Source organism: Nitrosomonas marina, from assembly GCF_900110145.1.
GTDB classification, from domain to species: Bacteria; Pseudomonadota; Gammaproteobacteria; order Burkholderiales; family Nitrosomonadaceae; genus Nitrosomonas; species Nitrosomonas marina.
This window is the reverse complement of record NZ_FOCP01000025.1, coordinates 14,215-31,015: the sequence shown is the minus strand read 5'-3', so window position 1 is coordinate 31,015 and position 16,801 is coordinate 14,215. Positions and strand designations below refer to the sequence as shown.

Here is a 16,801-nt window from a genome sequence, read left to right as displayed (position 1 = left end):
TTAAAATCAACGACTCAACTGGCGTGGTTTATGTCTGTACAACATGAGGCCGACAAACATTGTATCAACGGGGACAGTGTAAATATTGCCAGTCCTGTCGTACGCTGGTTGATATGAAAATCACATACAATCCGGATACAGCCAATCAATTTGAAGCCGAACTCGTCTGGAGCGGCAGGCAGCCACTAGTGCCGGGCCGTCAATACCGAATCGATATTTCCAGTAAAAAAACGGCAGCCACAATCACGTCGATTAAATACCGAATGGATGTGGCTACTGGGGCACGTCTGGCAGCCCGAACATTAAATATTAACGAAACTGGCCGTGTCAATCTGTATACAGAAGAGCCACTTAAACTTGAGCGCAAGGACAACAGAAATAAACTAATTTTTTTGTTAAGTGAATGGCTGACAGGTGAACAGGTTGCTACCGGAACAATCGATTTTGCTTTGCGCCGTGCTGCGAATCTGCAGTGGCAGGAATTGACAATTGACAAAGCAGCCCGGTCAGTCCAGAAGCAACAAACGCCGAAGTGTGTCTGGCTAACCGGATTGTCCGGCTCAGGTAAATCAACTATCGCCAATTTACTGGAAAAACACCTACATCAGGCAAACAGGCATACATACCTGCTTGATGGTGATAATATCCGGCATGGCCTGTGTCGTGACCTGGGTTTTACCGAGGCCGACCGTGTCGAGAATATCCGTCGCGTTTCTGAAGTTGCCAGACTTATGGTTGATGCGGGATTGATTGTGCTGGTCAGCTTTATTTCTCCGTTTCGCAGTGAACGGCGTATGGCAAGGGAATTGTTTGCAGTGGATGAATTTATTGAGGTTTTTATAGATACCGCGCTTGAAGAGTGCGAGCGCCGTGACGTAAAAGGCTTGTATGCAAAAGCACGTAGTGGGTTATTAAAGAATTTTACCGGAATCGACAGCCCTTATGAACCGCCTGAATCACCTGAAATTCATATCCAGACATCTTTACAACCCCCACAGGCTGCTGTTGAAACGATACTGAGAAAATTGTAAATAAGAAATGAATTATATCGATGTCTTTAACGGCGATGCTGACGGCATTTGTGCACTGATACAACTGCGCAAAGTCAATCCACAAAAATCACAACTGGTTACCGGCGTCAAGCGGGACATCGAACTGCTCAAACGTATTAATGGAACATCGGAAGATCATATCAGCGTGCTGGACATTTCCTTTGATAGAAACCGAACGGATGTGCAGCGGTTGTTAAATCAGGGGGCGTCCATTGAATATTTTGATCATCATTATTGTGGGTCTCTCGTGCACCACCCAAGATTGAGTACGGTTATCAACGATCAATCAGCGGATATCTGTACAGGGCTGATTGTTGATCAACATATTGGTGGCCTGTTTCGGGCATGGGCACTGGTTGCAGCATTCGGTGACAACATGAATACAGCGGGTATGAAGCTTGGGCAGGCATCCGGTTATAGTCAGGATTCACTGACTTCACTTCAGCGACTCGGTATGTATATCAACTACAACAGCTATGGCAACAGCCTGTCGGATCTGTTCTACCACCCGGACAAGTTGTATCAATATCTGCTGCAATATGACTCCCCCTTTGATTTTATACATGAAGACACTGAAATTTACAATACTTTGGACAACGGTTATAAAGAAGACATTGCGAAAGCAAAAGCCAGCCCATTTTTACATCAGTCAGCAGACTCGGCTGTGATGCTGTTTCGCAATGAAAAATGGGCCCGTCGTATCAATGGTGTTTTTATCAATGATCTGGTGGGTCAATATCCTGACCGCGCGCATGCCGTAATTACTGTAAATACCGACTCCATTTGCTCTGTCAATATACGCACGCCTCTTAACAGAAAAACAAAGCCTGCTGATCAACTGGCTCGAAAATTCGAATCAGGCGGTGGTCGAAAAAGCGCTGCGGGCATCAATGCCTTGCATATTGATCAGATAGATCATTTTGTTGATTCTTTCAAGAAATATTTTTCTTAAAAAGAATCAATCTGGAAATACGCCGACTAATCTGTATTCATCCGTCTAACGCGCTCGCAGTGTCCATACTGATAGGCAAAATAAACGCGTTCGAACATGATTACGACCAGTTGAACGCGATTTTTATAAATGGCGTTTGAAATATTACAATGTGTCGAGATCCAGTTCCGACTCTATCAAAGGTGGATTGGCTTCAAATTCGGTGACAGGAATAATCTTGAGTGAATCGGACAATACTGAACCGTTGTTTTTAATGGGACCAGGAGGGCTGATCGTTGCCACATGGTGAATTCTGGGATCTCTTTTTACGAGACCGAACCTTGATGCTGCAACGGCGGGAACCCAATAGTGTGGCGCGGTAAAATCTCTAACCCGCAAATTCATGTCCGGATAATAGTCGGCACCGACACTAACCAGTAATTGCGCTTCAACACGATCGTCGCGCTTATCCGGATCATCAAGAACCAGCTCTGTCGTTAATTGCGCGTAGACGGCTTTGACATCCGGTCCGTAAATTTCATATTTGTGAATGCCACCGTGAATGGGATTTAATCCCTTATTGAGTTTAAAGGATATTTTACCGTCAGGCTCAATTCTTTTGTTTACCTTCTGGCTAGCAGTACTCGATGAAATATACGATTGATGAAACTGCCAGGTAGGGTCGGCATCATCAGTATTGACAAGCTCCCAGGTATTGGAACTGCGTTTTAGAATATATAGCTTTATCTCGGATATTTTAACGCGTACATTGCTTGCATTATGCATTGTTCCGGGATAAATAATAAACCATGGCGTTATTGCATGCCAGTAAGCTGAGGATTTGTAGTATTTATCATTAGGTTGCCACCAGGAAGGTGTCGCATCACCTCTGGGCGCACCTCCCATTGTAATATTGGCCCTTTTTGCCCAACCTGCATTTACCGGTGCATCAAGCAATTCAGCCTCATTTAACAACATGTCAGCTTTGATATCGTCGATAATATTTGAAAAAGCGTGATTGCTGATGAAGAATAATGTGCACAACGCAATAACTATTGAGCCGTTAATGCAAAAATTTCTGTACAGGCTTTCTTTTATGTACATTGATTTTCTGGCGCCAGATGAAAACAGATAGTTAGCGGGTGGTTTATAATTAATGGTCATGCTGGGTCCTCCTGTGTAGATGGAAGACTGGAAGATGTTTCTTTACATATCTAGAATCAGTTATGAATTGACAGGAATTAACGACCATTACCTTATACATAAAGTTAAAGCAATTTCAGCGATCAATTCTTAATCCGGTCAGTAAAACTGTGACATGTGTAAATATCTTTGCAGTGCCGCCATCCTTGGTTATTCTTTTACCTTTAGATCGTTCACTTTGCGCCCCAGTCTTTCGACTGGTTTGCCTTTAAAAGCTATTTCACTTTCTCAGCTTTATAATTACTGCTGAGCTATGTCATATAATCAAAATGATTAATCTGAACTTTATAAGTGTTTGTGAATGGTTTTCACGACAGTTTTGCAGATTTCTTTAATTAAAAAAGATCTCGATCCAGTGATGCAGTTTTCTTTTTTCAGGAATACTCAGTGCAGGCTAATAAAACAACGTTCGATTTGGATAAATGAACATATTACGCTCCGTTTGCCATGTAAAATAACTATGCTATTTCTTCTAAAAGCTCTTAATTGTGTATAAAAAGTGTGTAAAAACCATATCAACTGACAGCCTCCAATTATTATGAAAACCAGGAAATCCATAAGAATTCTTGGGACACGTGGAATACCGGCACAACACGGCGGTTTTGAAACTTTTGCAGAACATCTGGCACTGTATCTAACCCGGAAGGGCTGGTCTGTAACAGTTTATTGTCAGGAGAAAGGAAATGGACCGGTATACGAAGATAAATGGCAGGATATAAAACTGGTCCATTTTCCAATTAGCTACAAAGGTGCGTTTGGCACCATTTCCTTCGATTGGAAAACTACGCGGCACGCGGCACGCCACCGGGACGGAATACTGACACTGGGTTACAACACCGCTATTTTTGGGATTATCTACAGGGTATTGGGTTTAAAAAATATTATTAATATGGATGGTCTTGAATGGCAACGAAAAAAATGGTCTTATCCAGCCAGGTTGTGGCTGTATCTGAACGAACGAGCGGGCTGCTGGATTGGCGATCACTTGATAGCCGATCACCCCGAAATACAGAAACACCTGGCAACCCGTGTCCATCCCGACAAAATAACGATGATTCCCTATGGCGCCCCGAGTGTTAACAGCGCCAGCCATGAGTTGCTGGCAACATTAAAGTTGCATCCACAGCAATATGCAATTGTTATTGCCCGACCTGAACCAGAAAATTCGATTCTGGAAATAGTGACCGCTTTTTCCAAACGATCACGGGGTATAAAACTGGTTGTGCTCGGTAATTTCAATAAAGCAAATCCAAAATACCGAAGCAAGGTGTTCGCTGCTGCCAGCAGTGAAGTTCAATTTCCAGGTGCCATTTATGATCAGCGGATGGTGAAAGCGCTTCGATTTTATGCATATCTGTATATACATGGTCATCAGGTCGGTGGTACAAACCCGTCTCTGGTTGAAGCCCTGGGGGCCGGAATGCCGATACTCGCACATGACAACCGCTATAACCGCTGGGTAGCCGGAAAAAACAATTATTATTTTTCGGACACGCATGAATGCGCACAGTCCCTGGATTTTATACTGGAAAATAAAGGGTTATTGCAAACCCTGCGGCAAAAAAACCGCATGCGTCACCTGACTTGTTTTAACTGGGAAAGCATTCTCGCCCAATACGAACAACTATTGTGCGAGCATTTCTAGAATACAGCTTCATTTTTTCAATTGCGCCTGTCGTAATAGGGAGCCGCCATCGGCTCACCGACAAACAAACCCTGTCCCGGCCAGGCTACGCTTTTCCAATAGGCTTCTATCAGTGATTCACCGCGTGTATAACGATCAATAACAATACCGGGGTGCGGAAACTTCTGGGGAAAGGCGCAAGGTTCAGTCACCGTACCATAGCTGGCCGTGACCCCCGAATCGAGCCATTTCAGCAGGCTCATCTGCTGATCGTCAAACAACACGCCGCCAGAAGAAGTCAAATGATCCGCTATCGCACCTGGCAGATAGCGATTGGTTTCCAATGCACCCACAGCAGTCTTGCCGGTGAAATAAAAAAGCACATCCTGTTTTTCGCTTAGCGAATCAGCTTTGATAATCTCGATATCGATACGGCTGGCGAATGCGGATTTGACCTTTTCATACACATAAGCACGTACGTTTCTCGCCGCATCTGTTGTACTCACAAGATAAGCCGTACCTTTTGGATAGGTGCCATCAGAATTTACGCCGTTGTCAATCATTGCTTTTATCTGCATCACGCTGCTGCCTGCCAGCATCATGGTCGGGCGCACATTGAAATCATCAAAAGGACGCGAGGAGTTCGAGTTGAAATACATACTGGTCTCGGTCGGAGTGCAGCCATGTGCACAGTATTTGCGATCAAATCCGAATGTCATCGCGCTGGTAATCGACATACAGGCAACTCTGAAAGGTTTTGACCAGGCAAGCACATAAAACTGAACATGCTCAGGTGTTTGACTGTAAATTTTTTCTCTTAAGGCAGTGAACAAATGGCTTCCCATTGAGCCAGTAACCGGGAACCCAACTCGTATGATATTTTCACCGGGTATGGCGCGCTTTTGTTGATAGTAATCAGCGATTTCCGGGCTTGTTTTATCGTTATTGTTGACAATAACCGCTATTTGTTCCGGCAGAATTGAAGCAGAGGCACAGCCTGCAAAAAAAATGCTCCAAATGATGCAGTGAAAATAAATACGCATAGCAGGTTCAGGGTCACTATGAAAGGACATTATCGTATGCACATCTTAACATGCCAATACCCGGAAGTTGTTATCGGAAAAATCAATAATTGTCAGAATCATTGTGACTACAGGTAGTTACAAAGAGGCAACCAACTCAGTGCGGCAATTTGTCACATTGTTTTCAATGCTTTTTTCCGGATAATTAAGTTAAAAAGAAATACCACCCTCGTTGTAAAGCGGGTCCGGAAAGCCGACGGGTCTCTTTTTTGTATCGAGATGGCCGGGTTGCCTCCCAGGAATGATGGGGAGTCGCTGAAAGGTTTGATGGCAAACATGCTCTTTCTCCACTTCAGTGCATCATTCATCGTTCAGTGCCTTGTATCTACTAACAAATGGCACTGACTGATTCATTAATCATTAATCACAAGGAGAGAAAATTGTTAGTGAGAAATCATGTGCAATCAACGTCACTCGCTATTCAGGCTTCACTGATCGCTGTAGTCGCATTATTCAGCACGGGTGTCGAAGCAGCTGACGCCGTGGGACCGAAACCCTGGACAACGGCAAATTCGCTGAATAGTGGTTCTACGTCGATTACTGCCTCTGAAGCTGCTTCAAAAAACAGTTATACGACCAATCCCGCACTGAATAATTCTGCCTGGGCGCACACGGGTGACTGGTTTACCTTTCAGAATCTTCTGGATGGTGCCGATGTCAGTGTAACCGTGAACGGCGATGCAGATTTTGTCCCGGGACTTTCGGTCTGGGCAACCGGAGCGTCGGAATTCGATGGGGGTACAGAAAACTTTCTCAGCGAGACCAGCACGGCAGGTTTTGGAACGCCGCACTCATTCAATGTTACCGGCGCGATGGGTGATGCCGGTACGTTATGGATGGCTGACGGCCAGGGCGGTAACGTTCTTGAAACGCTTGGCTATGCGGTCGCCAATCCGGGTGTTAACTATACCTCCGGGACCGGGTGGGGTGAAACAATTCAGTCCGGCGCGCATGACGTCAGTCTGACCAATGCGTTTGAAGCGGGCATATCAGGCAGCACAGGTGCACATTCTGCAACGCTTGAATTTAATGATCTGGCCGCAGGTTGGTATACCGTATATGTCGGTGGTACCGATGGAACTACGGCTGGCGGTGGCTATGATCTTGTTGTGAGCGCTGTACCGGAAGCGGAAACATGGGCAATGCTACTGGCAGGTCTGGGACTGATTGGGTGGCGTTTGAGAAACCAGCCTAGAGAAGAAAATATGATTCCGGCTTAGCTCGATTATCGGCCGTATCAAAGAAAGGACAGTACAAATGTCCTTTCTTTGCTGAATTGCCAACAACATTATCTGCATCACTCAAATAGCAGCTGCAGCTGAAAGACGCTTTATTGCCGAAACCTGAAACTGGCAGTCAGTAAGTTTGCATAATCAGTCAATCACCCCCTGATTGAGTAATGTAAACGGTATTAATAATACCTGTCCGCAAAAAAATACTTCTATCGCAATAGCATAAAAATTCCAAATACAAAACACATACTGATACGCCAAATCAATGTTATGCGGCAATTTGTCGCATTGATTTCCGGTCGTTTTCAAGATAATTTTAAGGTAAAACAATACCACCCTCGTTGTAAGACGGGTCCGGAAAGCCAACGGGTCTCACCAGTATATCGAGACGGCCGGGTTGCCTCCCGAAATGATAGGGAGTAGCTGACATGGATATGGCTGCAAGTCTATGTATTTTTGCACATTATTCATAAACTGATGCCTGAAGGAAATTTTAATAACTGGCACACACTATATGTTACTTCAATAGTCATTGATTTAAGGGAGAAAATTGTTAATGCGAAATCTTATGCAATCGCTTTCACACGCAGTGAAGGCTGCACTCATTACAATGGTAACGTTATTCAGCGCAAATATTGACGCAGCCGGTGCAGTAACTTCCAGTTCCTGGACCAGTACAAATCATCTGAATAATAGCTCAACCAGCATATCAGCTGAGGGCGCAGGACTGAATCCACAGGGTTACACAGACAACGCGCTACTCAATTATTCAGCGTGGGGCCATGCAGGCGACTGGTTTACCTTTCAAAATCATTTGGATGGTATTGATGTCAGCGTGGCTGTTAACGGTGATGCAGCATTTGTTCCAGGTTTTACAGTGTGGGCAACGGGCACATCTGAATTTGATGGCGGTACAACCAATTTCGCAGCAGAAGTCAGTTCTGCAGGTTGGGGTACCCCTCACTCATTTAACGCAACCGGCAAGATTGGAGATAACGGAACACGTTGGATGGCTGACGGACAGGGTGGAAATGTATTGGAAACGCTTGGTTACGCAGTCGCGAATCCAGGAATTAACCATACACTCGGCACCGGGTGGGGTGAAACAATTCAGTTCGGCACCCATGATGTCAGTCTGACCAATACATTTGAAACGGGAATCACGGGCAGTACCGGCATCCATTCCGCAACGCTTGAATTTAATGATCTCGCAGCAGGCTGGTATGCCATATATGTCGGTGGCACTGACGGCTCGTTTGCCGGCGGCGGTTATGATCTTGTCGTCAGCGCCGTGCCTGAAGCACATACCTGGGCGATGCTGCTGGCAGGCATGGGACTGATCGGATGGCGAATGAGACATCGGCCCCGTAATGGATCCACCCTGATACCTGTTTATTAATTTAAACAAATGGAAGTGACATATAAGGAACAGCTGTACATCTGTTTTGTCCTCTTTACATTCCATTCGCGTGAATACAATCAATTGGAACGCGCACCCTCGATACACACTGCATTACTAAAACGTATTTTTGGCTGTCCGGCTGCTTACGCATCGTCAGTTAGCCATTTCTATCATGACCTGAAGACAAGCGGTTCTATCATTCAAATAAACCGCTGAAGTCACAATAATACGATCATGGCTCACCACTAGACTACTGGCTTGTGATGAATATAAAAAAAATCAACGAAGTAGTGCAGATACTAGCCAGGAGAAGAATATGCTAATACAAATAAAAAAAATCACCATTAATCTGTTTAAAATATGTTATCTGACCTTCTATACCAGCACGATTGCGCTGGCTGATGGTTTCGGACCAATACCGATTTCGCTGAAAAACGCGCCTGTTCCGGAAGTGCCGGGACTTCTTGATGGCCCCGATCCGGTTATTGTTGACAAAGAGGCAGCGATTATTCTGGGCAAAGCATTGTTCTGGGAAATGAATGTGGGCAGTGATGGGGTGGCTTGTGCTACGTGCCATTTTCACGCCGGCGCAGACAGACGTACTAAGAATCAGCTTTCCCCGACCGGCAGGGACAGCCATCTGCCAACAGAATTCACCATAGGCAAAGACGGTACACTTCGTGGACCAAACACAGCTTTATCAAAACATGATTTTCCGTTTTTTGATACCGATAATCCAACAACTGACACAGGTACTGTAACTTATAACAGCAATGATGTTGTGTCATCTGCCGGCACATATGGCGGTAATTTTCAACGGGTCAACTGGTTTCATGGCACCAATGACAACTGCGACTACAGTACTGACCCTGTATTTCATGTTGGTGCAATAGGTACGCGCAAGGTCGAACCACGTAACACGCCAACTGTCATTAACGCAGTGTTTAATTTTCGTAATTTCTGGGATGGACGGGCAAATAATATTTTCAATGGTAGCAGCCCGTGGGGGGACCGCGACCCCGATGCCGGTGTCTGGGTAATGCAACCAGGCGGTACTGTATCAAAAGAGCGCATGCATCTGATCAATTCATCGCTGGCTTCTCAGTCAGTTTCCCCGCCTGTGGACAACGTCGAAATGGCCTGTGAAAACCGGACTTTTGCCGACCTTGGTCAAAAACTGCTGTTTCGCATGCCGCTCGAACATCAGGCCGTACACTGGAATGACAGTGTTCTGGGCGGCCTTGCCTTCAGCACAGAAGGACAATTGAGAAAAGGATTGAATACGCGATATCTTAAACTGGTGATGGATGCGTTCAATCCAAAATACTGGTCATACCCCAGACGTGGTCCGTTTGGTGCACCTTCAGGAAATGGCCTGGCCTACTCACAGGCTGAAGCCAATTTCGCGATGTTTTTTGGGCTGGCACTGCAAATGTATCAATCCACGCTTATTTCGGACGACTCACCCTTCGACCGAAGTGCTGTCGACGAGCATGGCGCCCCGATTGATTTGAGCGAATCGGCCCGGCGCGGTATGGAAATTTTTCGCGAAGCGCACTGCGCACTCTGCCACATCGGCCCGAACTTCACATCTTCTGCTGTGGTGACCAATGGTATCCTGCAAAAAATCAATCCGCATGCATTCGGTAACGAATCGTTTCGAATCAGTTCCACTGATGTTGTTACGCTGCTGGCCGTTAACGGTGGCCACATGTTTCAAGATGTCGGTTTTAATGGCACCGGCGTCACGCCTGATGAAAACGATCCCGGGCTGGGCGGAACCGACCCATTCGGTAATCCATTATCGTTTTCCGACCAGTACATGCAGCTTATTGCAGGTAACGATGAAGCAATTGTCGATCCTTATGTTGAAGACGTGCGACCGTGCGATATGGATTTCCCGATTGCGATGGATATTGATGCGCCGCATCAATTTAAATTTACGCGTGCAGACGGTATACAGCTGCAGAAACAGGACACAGCGGATTGCTTTCACCCACATGGCGCTTTTATTCCTACCGAAGAAACAGCTCAGGCGGAACTGGAAAAGCCAGACAGAAAGCGATTTCTGAGTGCCGCAGCAGGATCATTTAAAGTACCTACACTCAGGAATATCGAATTGACGGGACCGTACATGCACAATGGAGGCATGGCAACGCTGGAGCAGACCATAGAATTCTATACACGCGGTGGCAATTTCGAAGTTAATGCCAAAGAATTCGCCAAGGTATTTACTCAACCTGAGTTGAGAGATCCGCAGCATTTAAAAGATTTGCTTAATTTTTTGAAAAGTCTGACCGATGAACGTGTACGATACGAGAGGGCGCCGTTTGATCATCCCGAATTGTACGTGCCACACGGTCATACAGGTGATAACCATATCATCAAAGCGACCAGTTCCCTGAATGAATCACTCGCAGCTGATGAAATTCTGGTGATTCCGGCAGTAGGCGCTGAAGGTTCAGCCGAACCGTTACAACCATTTGAATACTATCTTGATTAGCACGCTAGTGCGTTTTCAAACCTGCCTGCAGAATCAGATCGACGAGTCGGTGATCGAGAGCTGATTCTGCAGCAGATTTGTTTTAAATACCAAACCTGCGTGATTATGCAAAGAATAATCACGGGTTTATCCAATCGTTCTTGTCGGTCAGAATGCGTTCTTTCTGTTCAATACAACCCAGACAGTCCGGATAATGATCCATATATCCAGCCAGATTGACCAGTTATTCAGATAGTACAGGTCATGTTCGACGCGTTTTTTCATTTTATCCAAAACTTCGGTTTCGCCGCGCCATCCGTTCACTTGAGCCCAGCCGGTAATTCCCGGTTTGGTTTTATGCCGCATCATATAACCTCTGATCAGTTTGCGATACATTTCATTGTGGGCGACAGCATGTGGACGCGGTCCGACAACACTCATACGTCCTTGCAGCACATTGACAAACTGCGGCAGCTCATCCAGTGAAGTCCGTCTTAGAAAAGCACCAATTTTCGTGACCCGATGATCATTCCGTTTTGCCTGCACGATAGAACTGCCGTTTTCGGTTACGTTCATCGTGCGAAATTTGTACACTATGATCTCTTTGCCATTGTAGCCATACCGGCGTTGTTTGAAGATAACGGGGCCGGGTGATGACAGTTTGACCGCAAGGGCAATACACATCATCAAAGGAGAAAGCATAACCAGGATAAGAGTGGCGAACAGATAGTCGCTTGCGATTTTGATTACGCCATCAATACCGGAATAGGGCGATTCACCAAGAGAAACGATTGGCATATCGCCAATATAATCGACCTGCGCCTGGAGTAAATCAAAAACATACATATCCGGTAAAAAATAAATCGAAATGGTTGTGTCTGAAAACTGCTCTATGATCTGCTGAATACGCGGCTGAGAGGTCATGGGCAGGCTGATAAAAATCATATCGATGCTGTTTTTCTCAAGATATGAAATGATATCTTTCGTTTTTCCAAGGCATGGCCCAAAGTTGCCGCTGATTCTGGGTTGCTGCCGATCATCGAAATATCCGCGATTCTCAATAAACAACAAAGGTTGAGCGGTGATACTGCTCAATAGTTTCTGGCTGATTGCATTTACACCGATAATGACAGAAGACCGTTGTTTACCCCGGCTACGCTGAATGCTGATGATTAATTTGACAATCAGATGACTGACAATAAGCGTTAACGGCGTCACGATCATCCACGTCACAATTACCTGTCTGGAAAAATGCTCCGAGAAATGTGTCACATGACCAAGAAATAATAAAATTGCAATAATAATTGACCAGCCGATGAACGTATTTCGAATGTACGCAAACAGATTTCCCTGTCGCCAGTTTTTATAAAGCGAGGTATGTTCATATACATAGCTGGATACAAAAAATATCAGAATAATCAATACAAGATAATGACTTGTAAATGCTTCATCAAATATCCAGATCAACAGCAATAACACACTCCAGGTTATTGTCGGATCCAGAATGTGCTTGAAAAGAGCAATTACCGGCAAGTCATATGTTTTCATTTTCTTCCTAGTATATATCGCAACGAAACAGTCACTCCATTGGCTGTAAAACCACCCAGGGGAGAATTTGAAGACAGACTGTTATGCACAGCAGCAGTGCTGATTTCGGTGCCATAAAATGGTGCGTATGTTAATTCCAGAGATCCAGTAAGGATTTTATTGTTATTGCCAAGATCATCTGTTTGGTTCGTCAAGACAGAAAAGCGATCAAACTTTTGTGTTAGATAGGAAAAATAACCTTGCAGTTTCGTTTTTTCAGAAAATTGCCAGACCGCTGTTGTGCTTCCCCCGGTATTCAGGCTGAAATTGGCAGTCAGACTTTGTATCGCAACAGTTTCTCTCCACCCACTCAACGTTATTCCGATTTTGCTGGTGGGTTTCCAGAAATAGGTCATACGCGCGTTAAAGCCACTGAAATCACTGGCAGAAAATGATGCATTGTTTCTCTCTACCCATCCGCCTAAAAACTTCAGATGCGATTTTCCGGTCAGTTTCCAATCAATTTTGCCTTTGACTTCATTCTGATTATAGTCATTCTCGGTGAATATCCCGTCAAGCGTCTGAACGGGGGATGTAAATTCTCCACGAATATGCCGGTACTGCAAGCCAATTGAACTGCCGCTTGACGCCAGAAAATCCAGTCCGCCCTCAAACCGGTTTTCTCTACGATTCTGAAATCGCAGGACAAAATTGCTTGATTCAAAATTAAAATGCGAATAGTCGCCGCGTAATCGCCAGCTGGGATGATAATGCCAGGCAAAATTAAAATATTCAGTATGCTGACTGTGAATATTTTTTATAGCGGGCTGAAACAGGAAAGGTGCCTGGCTCCTGTTAAATTTAGCGCCCAGGTTTCCTTCAAACCGGTTCCCGAGAAACCAGTTCCAGTTTCCCTGTAAATCGTACGCATTGTTGTTTATCCGACTGAATTTTTCAAACCGGGTGTGGCTCCAGTGTCCGGTTATGTGAAATTTCTGTCTGCTGATCTGTTTGTCGATAACGGCACCGCCCAGAAATCGATGCGAAATATCGAACAGATTGCTGGTACCGAACAGAGCTTCAGCATCCATTTGGTCGCGGATGCGAAGTATATTGTCATCAGCCGTCATGCCGTAACTTATGAAGGGGCGAACCAATTTTCCGACAATCTCTGCGTAAACTGCCGGATTGAAGAATAGCAACACAACAGCAACAAGCACGCGTGTTAATAATCCGTTAGTCGACAACATCAAAATATGTATCACAGTTAATTTCAACCGGTTCGGCAGTTGCAAACAATGCTATATATGGAAAAATTTATCTTTGACGGGCTTAAACCATGATCCGGCGTAAACCTGAACTCAGCTGCCGTACCGATAGATGCGGGACTGTATACAAGAATATCTGGAATTGCCAGGTGAATTACCGAAAGAGAATGCCTGGTTGTATTGTTCGGCAGGATAACAACCATGGATAGCTGTTAGGTTTCATACGTAGCCCAACGCGCACATGGTTTCGTGAAAAGGCTTTCTGATCACCTGATTTAACGTATAGGTATCTTTGGCTGCTGCAGGATGTAAGGTGGTGTTTACATACTGAAAAAACTGCTTGTCATTCTGGTCTAGTTCCAGAAATTCTAAAATCTGTGTCATTGTTTTCCGTGGTTCAGAACAAAGTGTTTCATACCTGACAAGGTGGGTGTCATCTGGAAACCGCTGTAACAGCGACAAACCTTCCCGCATGGTGACGATCCATTCAACAGCGGCCATATTGACCTGATGCGCCCAGGTTGCCATTTCACTGACATAAGGTGAAAGGTCGCTGTGTTCTTTCACAATTTCGTTAGTCAATAGGCGCCATTTACGCTGATTCACACCCCACCAGTCATGTGTTTCTTTGCCAGTATCCTTTCCCTTGTGTTTTGACCAGTCGGCAATGGACTGACATGTATCCCAGCCATTGCGTGCCAGAAAAATAAATTTGGCGTCCGGAAAAATCGCTTTAACGAAAGGGACGCGAAAAATCAGTTCGGGATACTTGTCGACAATCCGGCCTGAAAAGGAGACGGATAAATACATGCCGTAAATCCTGTGCGCGTTCTGGATGACACTATCGGAGGCGTCTGACGCATTGAGTCTGTATTGTGCATGATTACGGTTGTAGCTGCCTACCAGATCTTCTCCGGGATGAATTGCGTGCCACAACGCTTTGGGCTCATTGAGAAAACCCACATCACGATGCATCGATAACACAACACCCAGTATTGTAGTGCCGCTACGACCGGTCCCAAGGATAAAAACGGGTTTTTCAATTCTTTTTTGTATGGGCAGCCGTTTCCCAACAGCAAAATGAGCGAACACCAGCGGATTGATCCATCGGCCGCGCGTAGTAACAGGTCTTCCCTCAAACAATGCATAACTGATCATGCGGTTCCATAGTTTCCAGGGGCGTATTTTAATGTAAGACGCATCAAGCTGAGCGATCATGATTTAATTTTCATATTGTTGAGGCTGCAGTTTCTAAAAGAATTTAATTCCCGCGGTAAAATAACAAACGCTTTCAATTTCAAAGCAATATAAATTTTATATGAACAGACAGCGGTTTATGTGCGACAAATTGTCACATTGAATGGCTGTCTGACGATAGCAAGGGTAATGCTTGCTCAGACTGTTATTGTTTGAAAATTTAACATAAATTTATCACGCCTTTGTTACTGTGATAGTATTCGTAAAAATTTAGTACAGCCAGAGATGTTTTTCAGTTTTGCGTAAGTTAAGGAAAAAATAATAGAATATCGGAAAGAAAAATATTCTTTGCAACAAAAACACATAAAAAAATACTGCAGAATAATAACTTAGTGCAGAACTACTTCTAAAAACGTGATTTAGATTCGGGTGCGGAACGACATGAAGCTGAATTTTAAGACCGTGCTGGTGCTGTTGTTATTGGCGGTAAGTTTTAATATATGGGCACAGCAAAAATACGTGCGAGCTATCGACTTTAACCTGTTACGATCTAACGCACTTATTTCTGGCACAGCAATCAATTATTTGAATTATGCGTCTACGCACTATGCTTTCAGTCAGCGTTCTTCTGATGCAAATCAAGCGCAGATGGTGTCGAATGTAAATACCGGCAACGATGCAGTTAGTTTATCTGAAAACGGGGTGACTTCAACGACATTGAACATCATCAATGGAACTTACAGCTATGTTACTACTTCAGAACTGTTTTATCCATATACGAATGTCATCGACAGAACAGCTTTGCACAATTTTATTCCTGAGTTCGGATATGGGATTCAGACTATCCATTTTTCAGAACCGACACGCAAAACCTATAATACGCACATAATACCTGATCGCGTTGATGACGTATTTTTGTTTGGAAATGAAGCATTTGATAAACGGAATGCGCCAGTACAGAGACCCGAGACATACGCAATAATTTTGACAGGCGTTGTGTTAATAGGGTTTGCAGCAAAGCGTCGAAGAACATTCTATCACTAGATTTTAATGTCAAAAACAGGGAAGGGAACTGTAATCATGATTTGGACCAGACACTATATCGTTGCAGCATGTTTTATTAGCGCCTTAATTTTTAGCTGTACCGCGCACGCCAGTAATTTTGTTGCCGGATTGAGCGATGGTTCGAACAATTACGGTGGCGCTTTTCTGGAACTGTCCAATAACAGGGATGAACTGGATTTCAGGCTCGCCCTGATTGGCCTGGATCTCAGCGCTAATCCGCTTGATCCCCAGGACAATAACGATGTAACCGCGATTCGCATCGTATCAGGTAATCCAAACACAAATCCGCCTCATGCACTGAATATTTTTGGCGTGGCAAATGGTGTTGTCCGTCAGGATGATGCCGATATGCAATTCTGGCCATTCAGGTTTGGCGGCAATTCCAACGCTATACAAGATATTGCTTTTCTGATGGGATCCTGGGATGACAGTGATCGTCACTATACAGGTACTGGAGGGACAAAGGAGTTCTGGGATTCGGCGCCTTTAAGTGATCTGTTGACTTCACTCGAAAACAATCAGCTTTATTTTGAAGTACTGACAAAGGGTTCGCCCAACGGGGAAATTAACGGGAATATCTTTAACATCATACCGCAAATTCCCGAGCCGGAACTATATGCCATGCTGTTGATTGGTCTGGTAATTGTTGGTGTTTCAGCACGTCGCCGGCAACACTGGAACAAACCTGTATTTAGTCATAATTAAATAATAAGACACGCGCCCCAATAACAGGTGC

13 protein-coding genes and 3 riboswitches are annotated in these 16,801 nt (G+C 44.7%); of the genes, 8 read left to right on the top strand and 5 right to left on the bottom strand.

Annotated features, from left to right (window positions below; translation table 11 throughout):
* The first annotated feature begins 113 nt into the window (after positions 1 to 113).
* Both cysC and BMX44_RS13960 read left to right on the top strand, forming a co-directional pair.
* A complete protein-coding gene (gene cysC, locus BMX44_RS13965) occupies positions 114 to 1,031 on the top strand; it encodes an adenylyl-sulfate kinase (protein WP_090634169.1) in 918 nt (305 codons plus the stop codon).
* A gap of 7 nt (positions 1,032 to 1,038) precedes the next feature.
* A complete protein-coding gene (locus tag BMX44_RS13960; protein WP_090634166.1) occupies positions 1,039 to 2,004 on the top strand; it encodes a DHH family phosphoesterase in 966 nt (321 codons plus the stop codon).
* Between the two features lie 144 nt (positions 2,005 to 2,148).
* Here BMX44_RS13960 and BMX44_RS13955 read toward each other — a convergent pair whose 3' ends face one another.
* Entirely contained in the window at positions 2,149 to 3,147 is a 999-nt protein-coding gene (locus tag BMX44_RS13955) for a hypothetical protein (RefSeq protein ID WP_090634163.1), read from the bottom strand.
* Between the two features lie 166 nt (positions 3,148 to 3,313).
* Positions 3,314 to 3,403, bottom strand: a riboswitch (cyclic di-GMP riboswitch).
* A gap of 321 nt (positions 3,404 to 3,724) precedes the next feature.
* Here BMX44_RS13955 and BMX44_RS13950 point away from each other — a divergent pair.
* Positions 3,725 to 4,831, top strand: coding sequence for a DUF1972 domain-containing protein (locus BMX44_RS13950; protein WP_090634161.1), 1,107 nt, complete (start codon positions 3,725 to 3,727; stop codon positions 4,829 to 4,831).
* Between the two features lie 17 nt (positions 4,832 to 4,848).
* On the opposite strand, the gene BMX44_RS13945 is transcribed toward BMX44_RS13950, so the two are convergent.
* Positions 4,849 to 5,883, bottom strand: a complete 1,035-nt coding sequence (locus BMX44_RS13945; RefSeq protein WP_218143978.1) for a TIGR03790 family protein — start codon at positions 5,881 to 5,883, stop codon at positions 4,849 to 4,851.
* A 161-nt stretch (positions 5,884 to 6,044) separates the two neighbouring features.
* A riboswitch (cyclic di-GMP riboswitch) is annotated at positions 6,045 to 6,128 on the top strand.
* A gap of 150 nt (positions 6,129 to 6,278) precedes the next feature.
* Between BMX44_RS13945 and BMX44_RS13940 the strand changes: the two genes are divergently transcribed.
* The 3 genes from BMX44_RS13940 to BMX44_RS13930 all read left to right on the top strand — a co-directional run bounded on the left by BMX44_RS13940 (position 6,279) and on the right by BMX44_RS13930 (position 11,029).
* The gene (locus BMX44_RS13940; RefSeq protein ID WP_245738947.1) at positions 6,279 to 7,112 is read left to right on the top strand and encodes a PEP-CTERM sorting domain-containing protein; all 834 of its coding nucleotides are present in this window, start codon (positions 6,279 to 6,281) and stop codon (positions 7,110 to 7,112) included.
* 333 nt (positions 7,113 to 7,445) lie between these two features.
* Positions 7,446 to 7,529: riboswitch (cyclic di-GMP riboswitch) on the top strand.
* A gap of 151 nt (positions 7,530 to 7,680) precedes the next feature.
* Entirely contained in the window at positions 7,681 to 8,523 is an 843-nt protein-coding gene (locus tag BMX44_RS13935) for a PEP-CTERM sorting domain-containing protein (protein WP_245738946.1), read from the top strand.
* A 319-nt stretch (positions 8,524 to 8,842) separates the two neighbouring features.
* Positions 8,843 to 11,029, top strand: coding sequence for a cytochrome-c peroxidase (locus tag BMX44_RS13930; protein WP_090634153.1), 2,187 nt, complete (start codon positions 8,843 to 8,845; stop codon positions 11,027 to 11,029).
* A gap of 147 nt (positions 11,030 to 11,176) precedes the next feature.
* On the opposite strand, the gene BMX44_RS13925 is transcribed toward BMX44_RS13930, so the two are convergent.
* From BMX44_RS13925 to BMX44_RS13915, 3 genes are all read right to left on the bottom strand, one after another.
* Positions 11,177 to 12,556, bottom strand: coding sequence for an undecaprenyl-phosphate glucose phosphotransferase (locus BMX44_RS13925; RefSeq protein ID WP_090634151.1), 1,380 nt, complete (start codon positions 12,554 to 12,556; stop codon positions 11,177 to 11,179).
* On the bottom strand, positions 12,553 to 13,785 hold the full coding sequence (epsL, locus tag BMX44_RS13920) for an XrtB/PEP-CTERM-associated polysaccharide biosynthesis outer membrane protein EpsL (RefSeq protein ID WP_090634149.1): 1,233 nt from the start codon (positions 13,783 to 13,785) through the stop codon (positions 12,553 to 12,555). The genes BMX44_RS13925 and epsL overlap by 4 nt, the downstream gene beginning before the upstream one ends.
* Positions 13,786 to 14,022: 237 nt before the next feature.
* Positions 14,023 to 15,021, bottom strand: a complete 999-nt coding sequence (locus BMX44_RS13915) for a sulfotransferase family protein (protein ID WP_218143977.1) — start codon at positions 15,019 to 15,021, stop codon at positions 14,023 to 14,025.
* Between the two features lie 420 nt (positions 15,022 to 15,441).
* Between BMX44_RS13915 and BMX44_RS13910 the strand changes: the two genes are divergently transcribed.
* Positions 15,442 to 16,044 (top strand): hypothetical protein, encoded by a 603-nt coding sequence (locus BMX44_RS13910; RefSeq protein WP_090634147.1) that lies wholly within the window; start codon positions 15,442 to 15,444, stop codon positions 16,042 to 16,044.
* Positions 16,045 to 16,080: 36 nt separating this feature from the next.
* Entirely contained in the window at positions 16,081 to 16,770 is a 690-nt protein-coding gene (locus BMX44_RS17310; protein ID WP_177167771.1) for a CHRD domain-containing protein, read from the top strand.
* Positions 16,771 to 16,801: the final 31 nt, after the last annotated feature.

What these genes read in the sequence shown, in the direction of transcription:
- cysC (WP_090634169.1), top strand. Translation starts at nt 114, where the DNA reads ATGAAAATCACATACAATCCGGATACAGCCAATCAATTTGAAGCCGAA.
- BMX44_RS13960 (WP_090634166.1), top strand. Translation starts at nt 1,039, where the DNA reads ATGAATTATATCGATGTCTTTAACGGCGATGCTGACGGCATTTGTGCA.
- BMX44_RS13955 (WP_090634163.1), bottom strand. Translation starts at nt 3,147, where the DNA reads ATGACCATTAATTATAAACCACCCGCTAACTATCTGTTTTCATCTGGC.
- BMX44_RS13950 (WP_090634161.1), top strand. Translation starts at nt 3,725, where the DNA reads ATGAAAACCAGGAAATCCATAAGAATTCTTGGGACACGTGGAATACCG.
- BMX44_RS13945 (WP_218143978.1), bottom strand. Translation starts at nt 5,883, where the DNA reads ATGTCCTTTCATAGTGACCCTGAACCTGCTATGCGTATTTATTTTCAC.
- BMX44_RS13935 (WP_245738946.1), top strand. Translation starts at nt 7,681, where the DNA reads ATGCGAAATCTTATGCAATCGCTTTCACACGCAGTGAAGGCTGCACTC.
- BMX44_RS13930 (WP_090634153.1), top strand. Translation starts at nt 8,843, where the DNA reads ATGCTAATACAAATAAAAAAAATCACCATTAATCTGTTTAAAATATGT.
- BMX44_RS13925 (WP_090634151.1), bottom strand. Translation starts at nt 12,556, where the DNA reads ATGAAAACATATGACTTGCCGGTAATTGCTCTTTTCAAGCACATTCTG.
- epsL (WP_090634149.1), bottom strand. Translation starts at nt 13,785, where the DNA reads ATGTTGTCGACTAACGGATTATTAACACGCGTGCTTGTTGCTGTTGTG.
- BMX44_RS13915 (WP_218143977.1), bottom strand. Translation starts at nt 15,021, where the DNA reads ATGATCGCTCAGCTTGATGCGTCTTACATTAAAATACGCCCCTGGAAA.
- BMX44_RS13910 (WP_090634147.1), top strand. Translation starts at nt 15,442, where the DNA reads ATGAAGCTGAATTTTAAGACCGTGCTGGTGCTGTTGTTATTGGCGGTA.
- BMX44_RS17310 (WP_177167771.1), top strand. Translation starts at nt 16,081, where the DNA reads ATGATTTGGACCAGACACTATATCGTTGCAGCATGTTTTATTAGCGCC.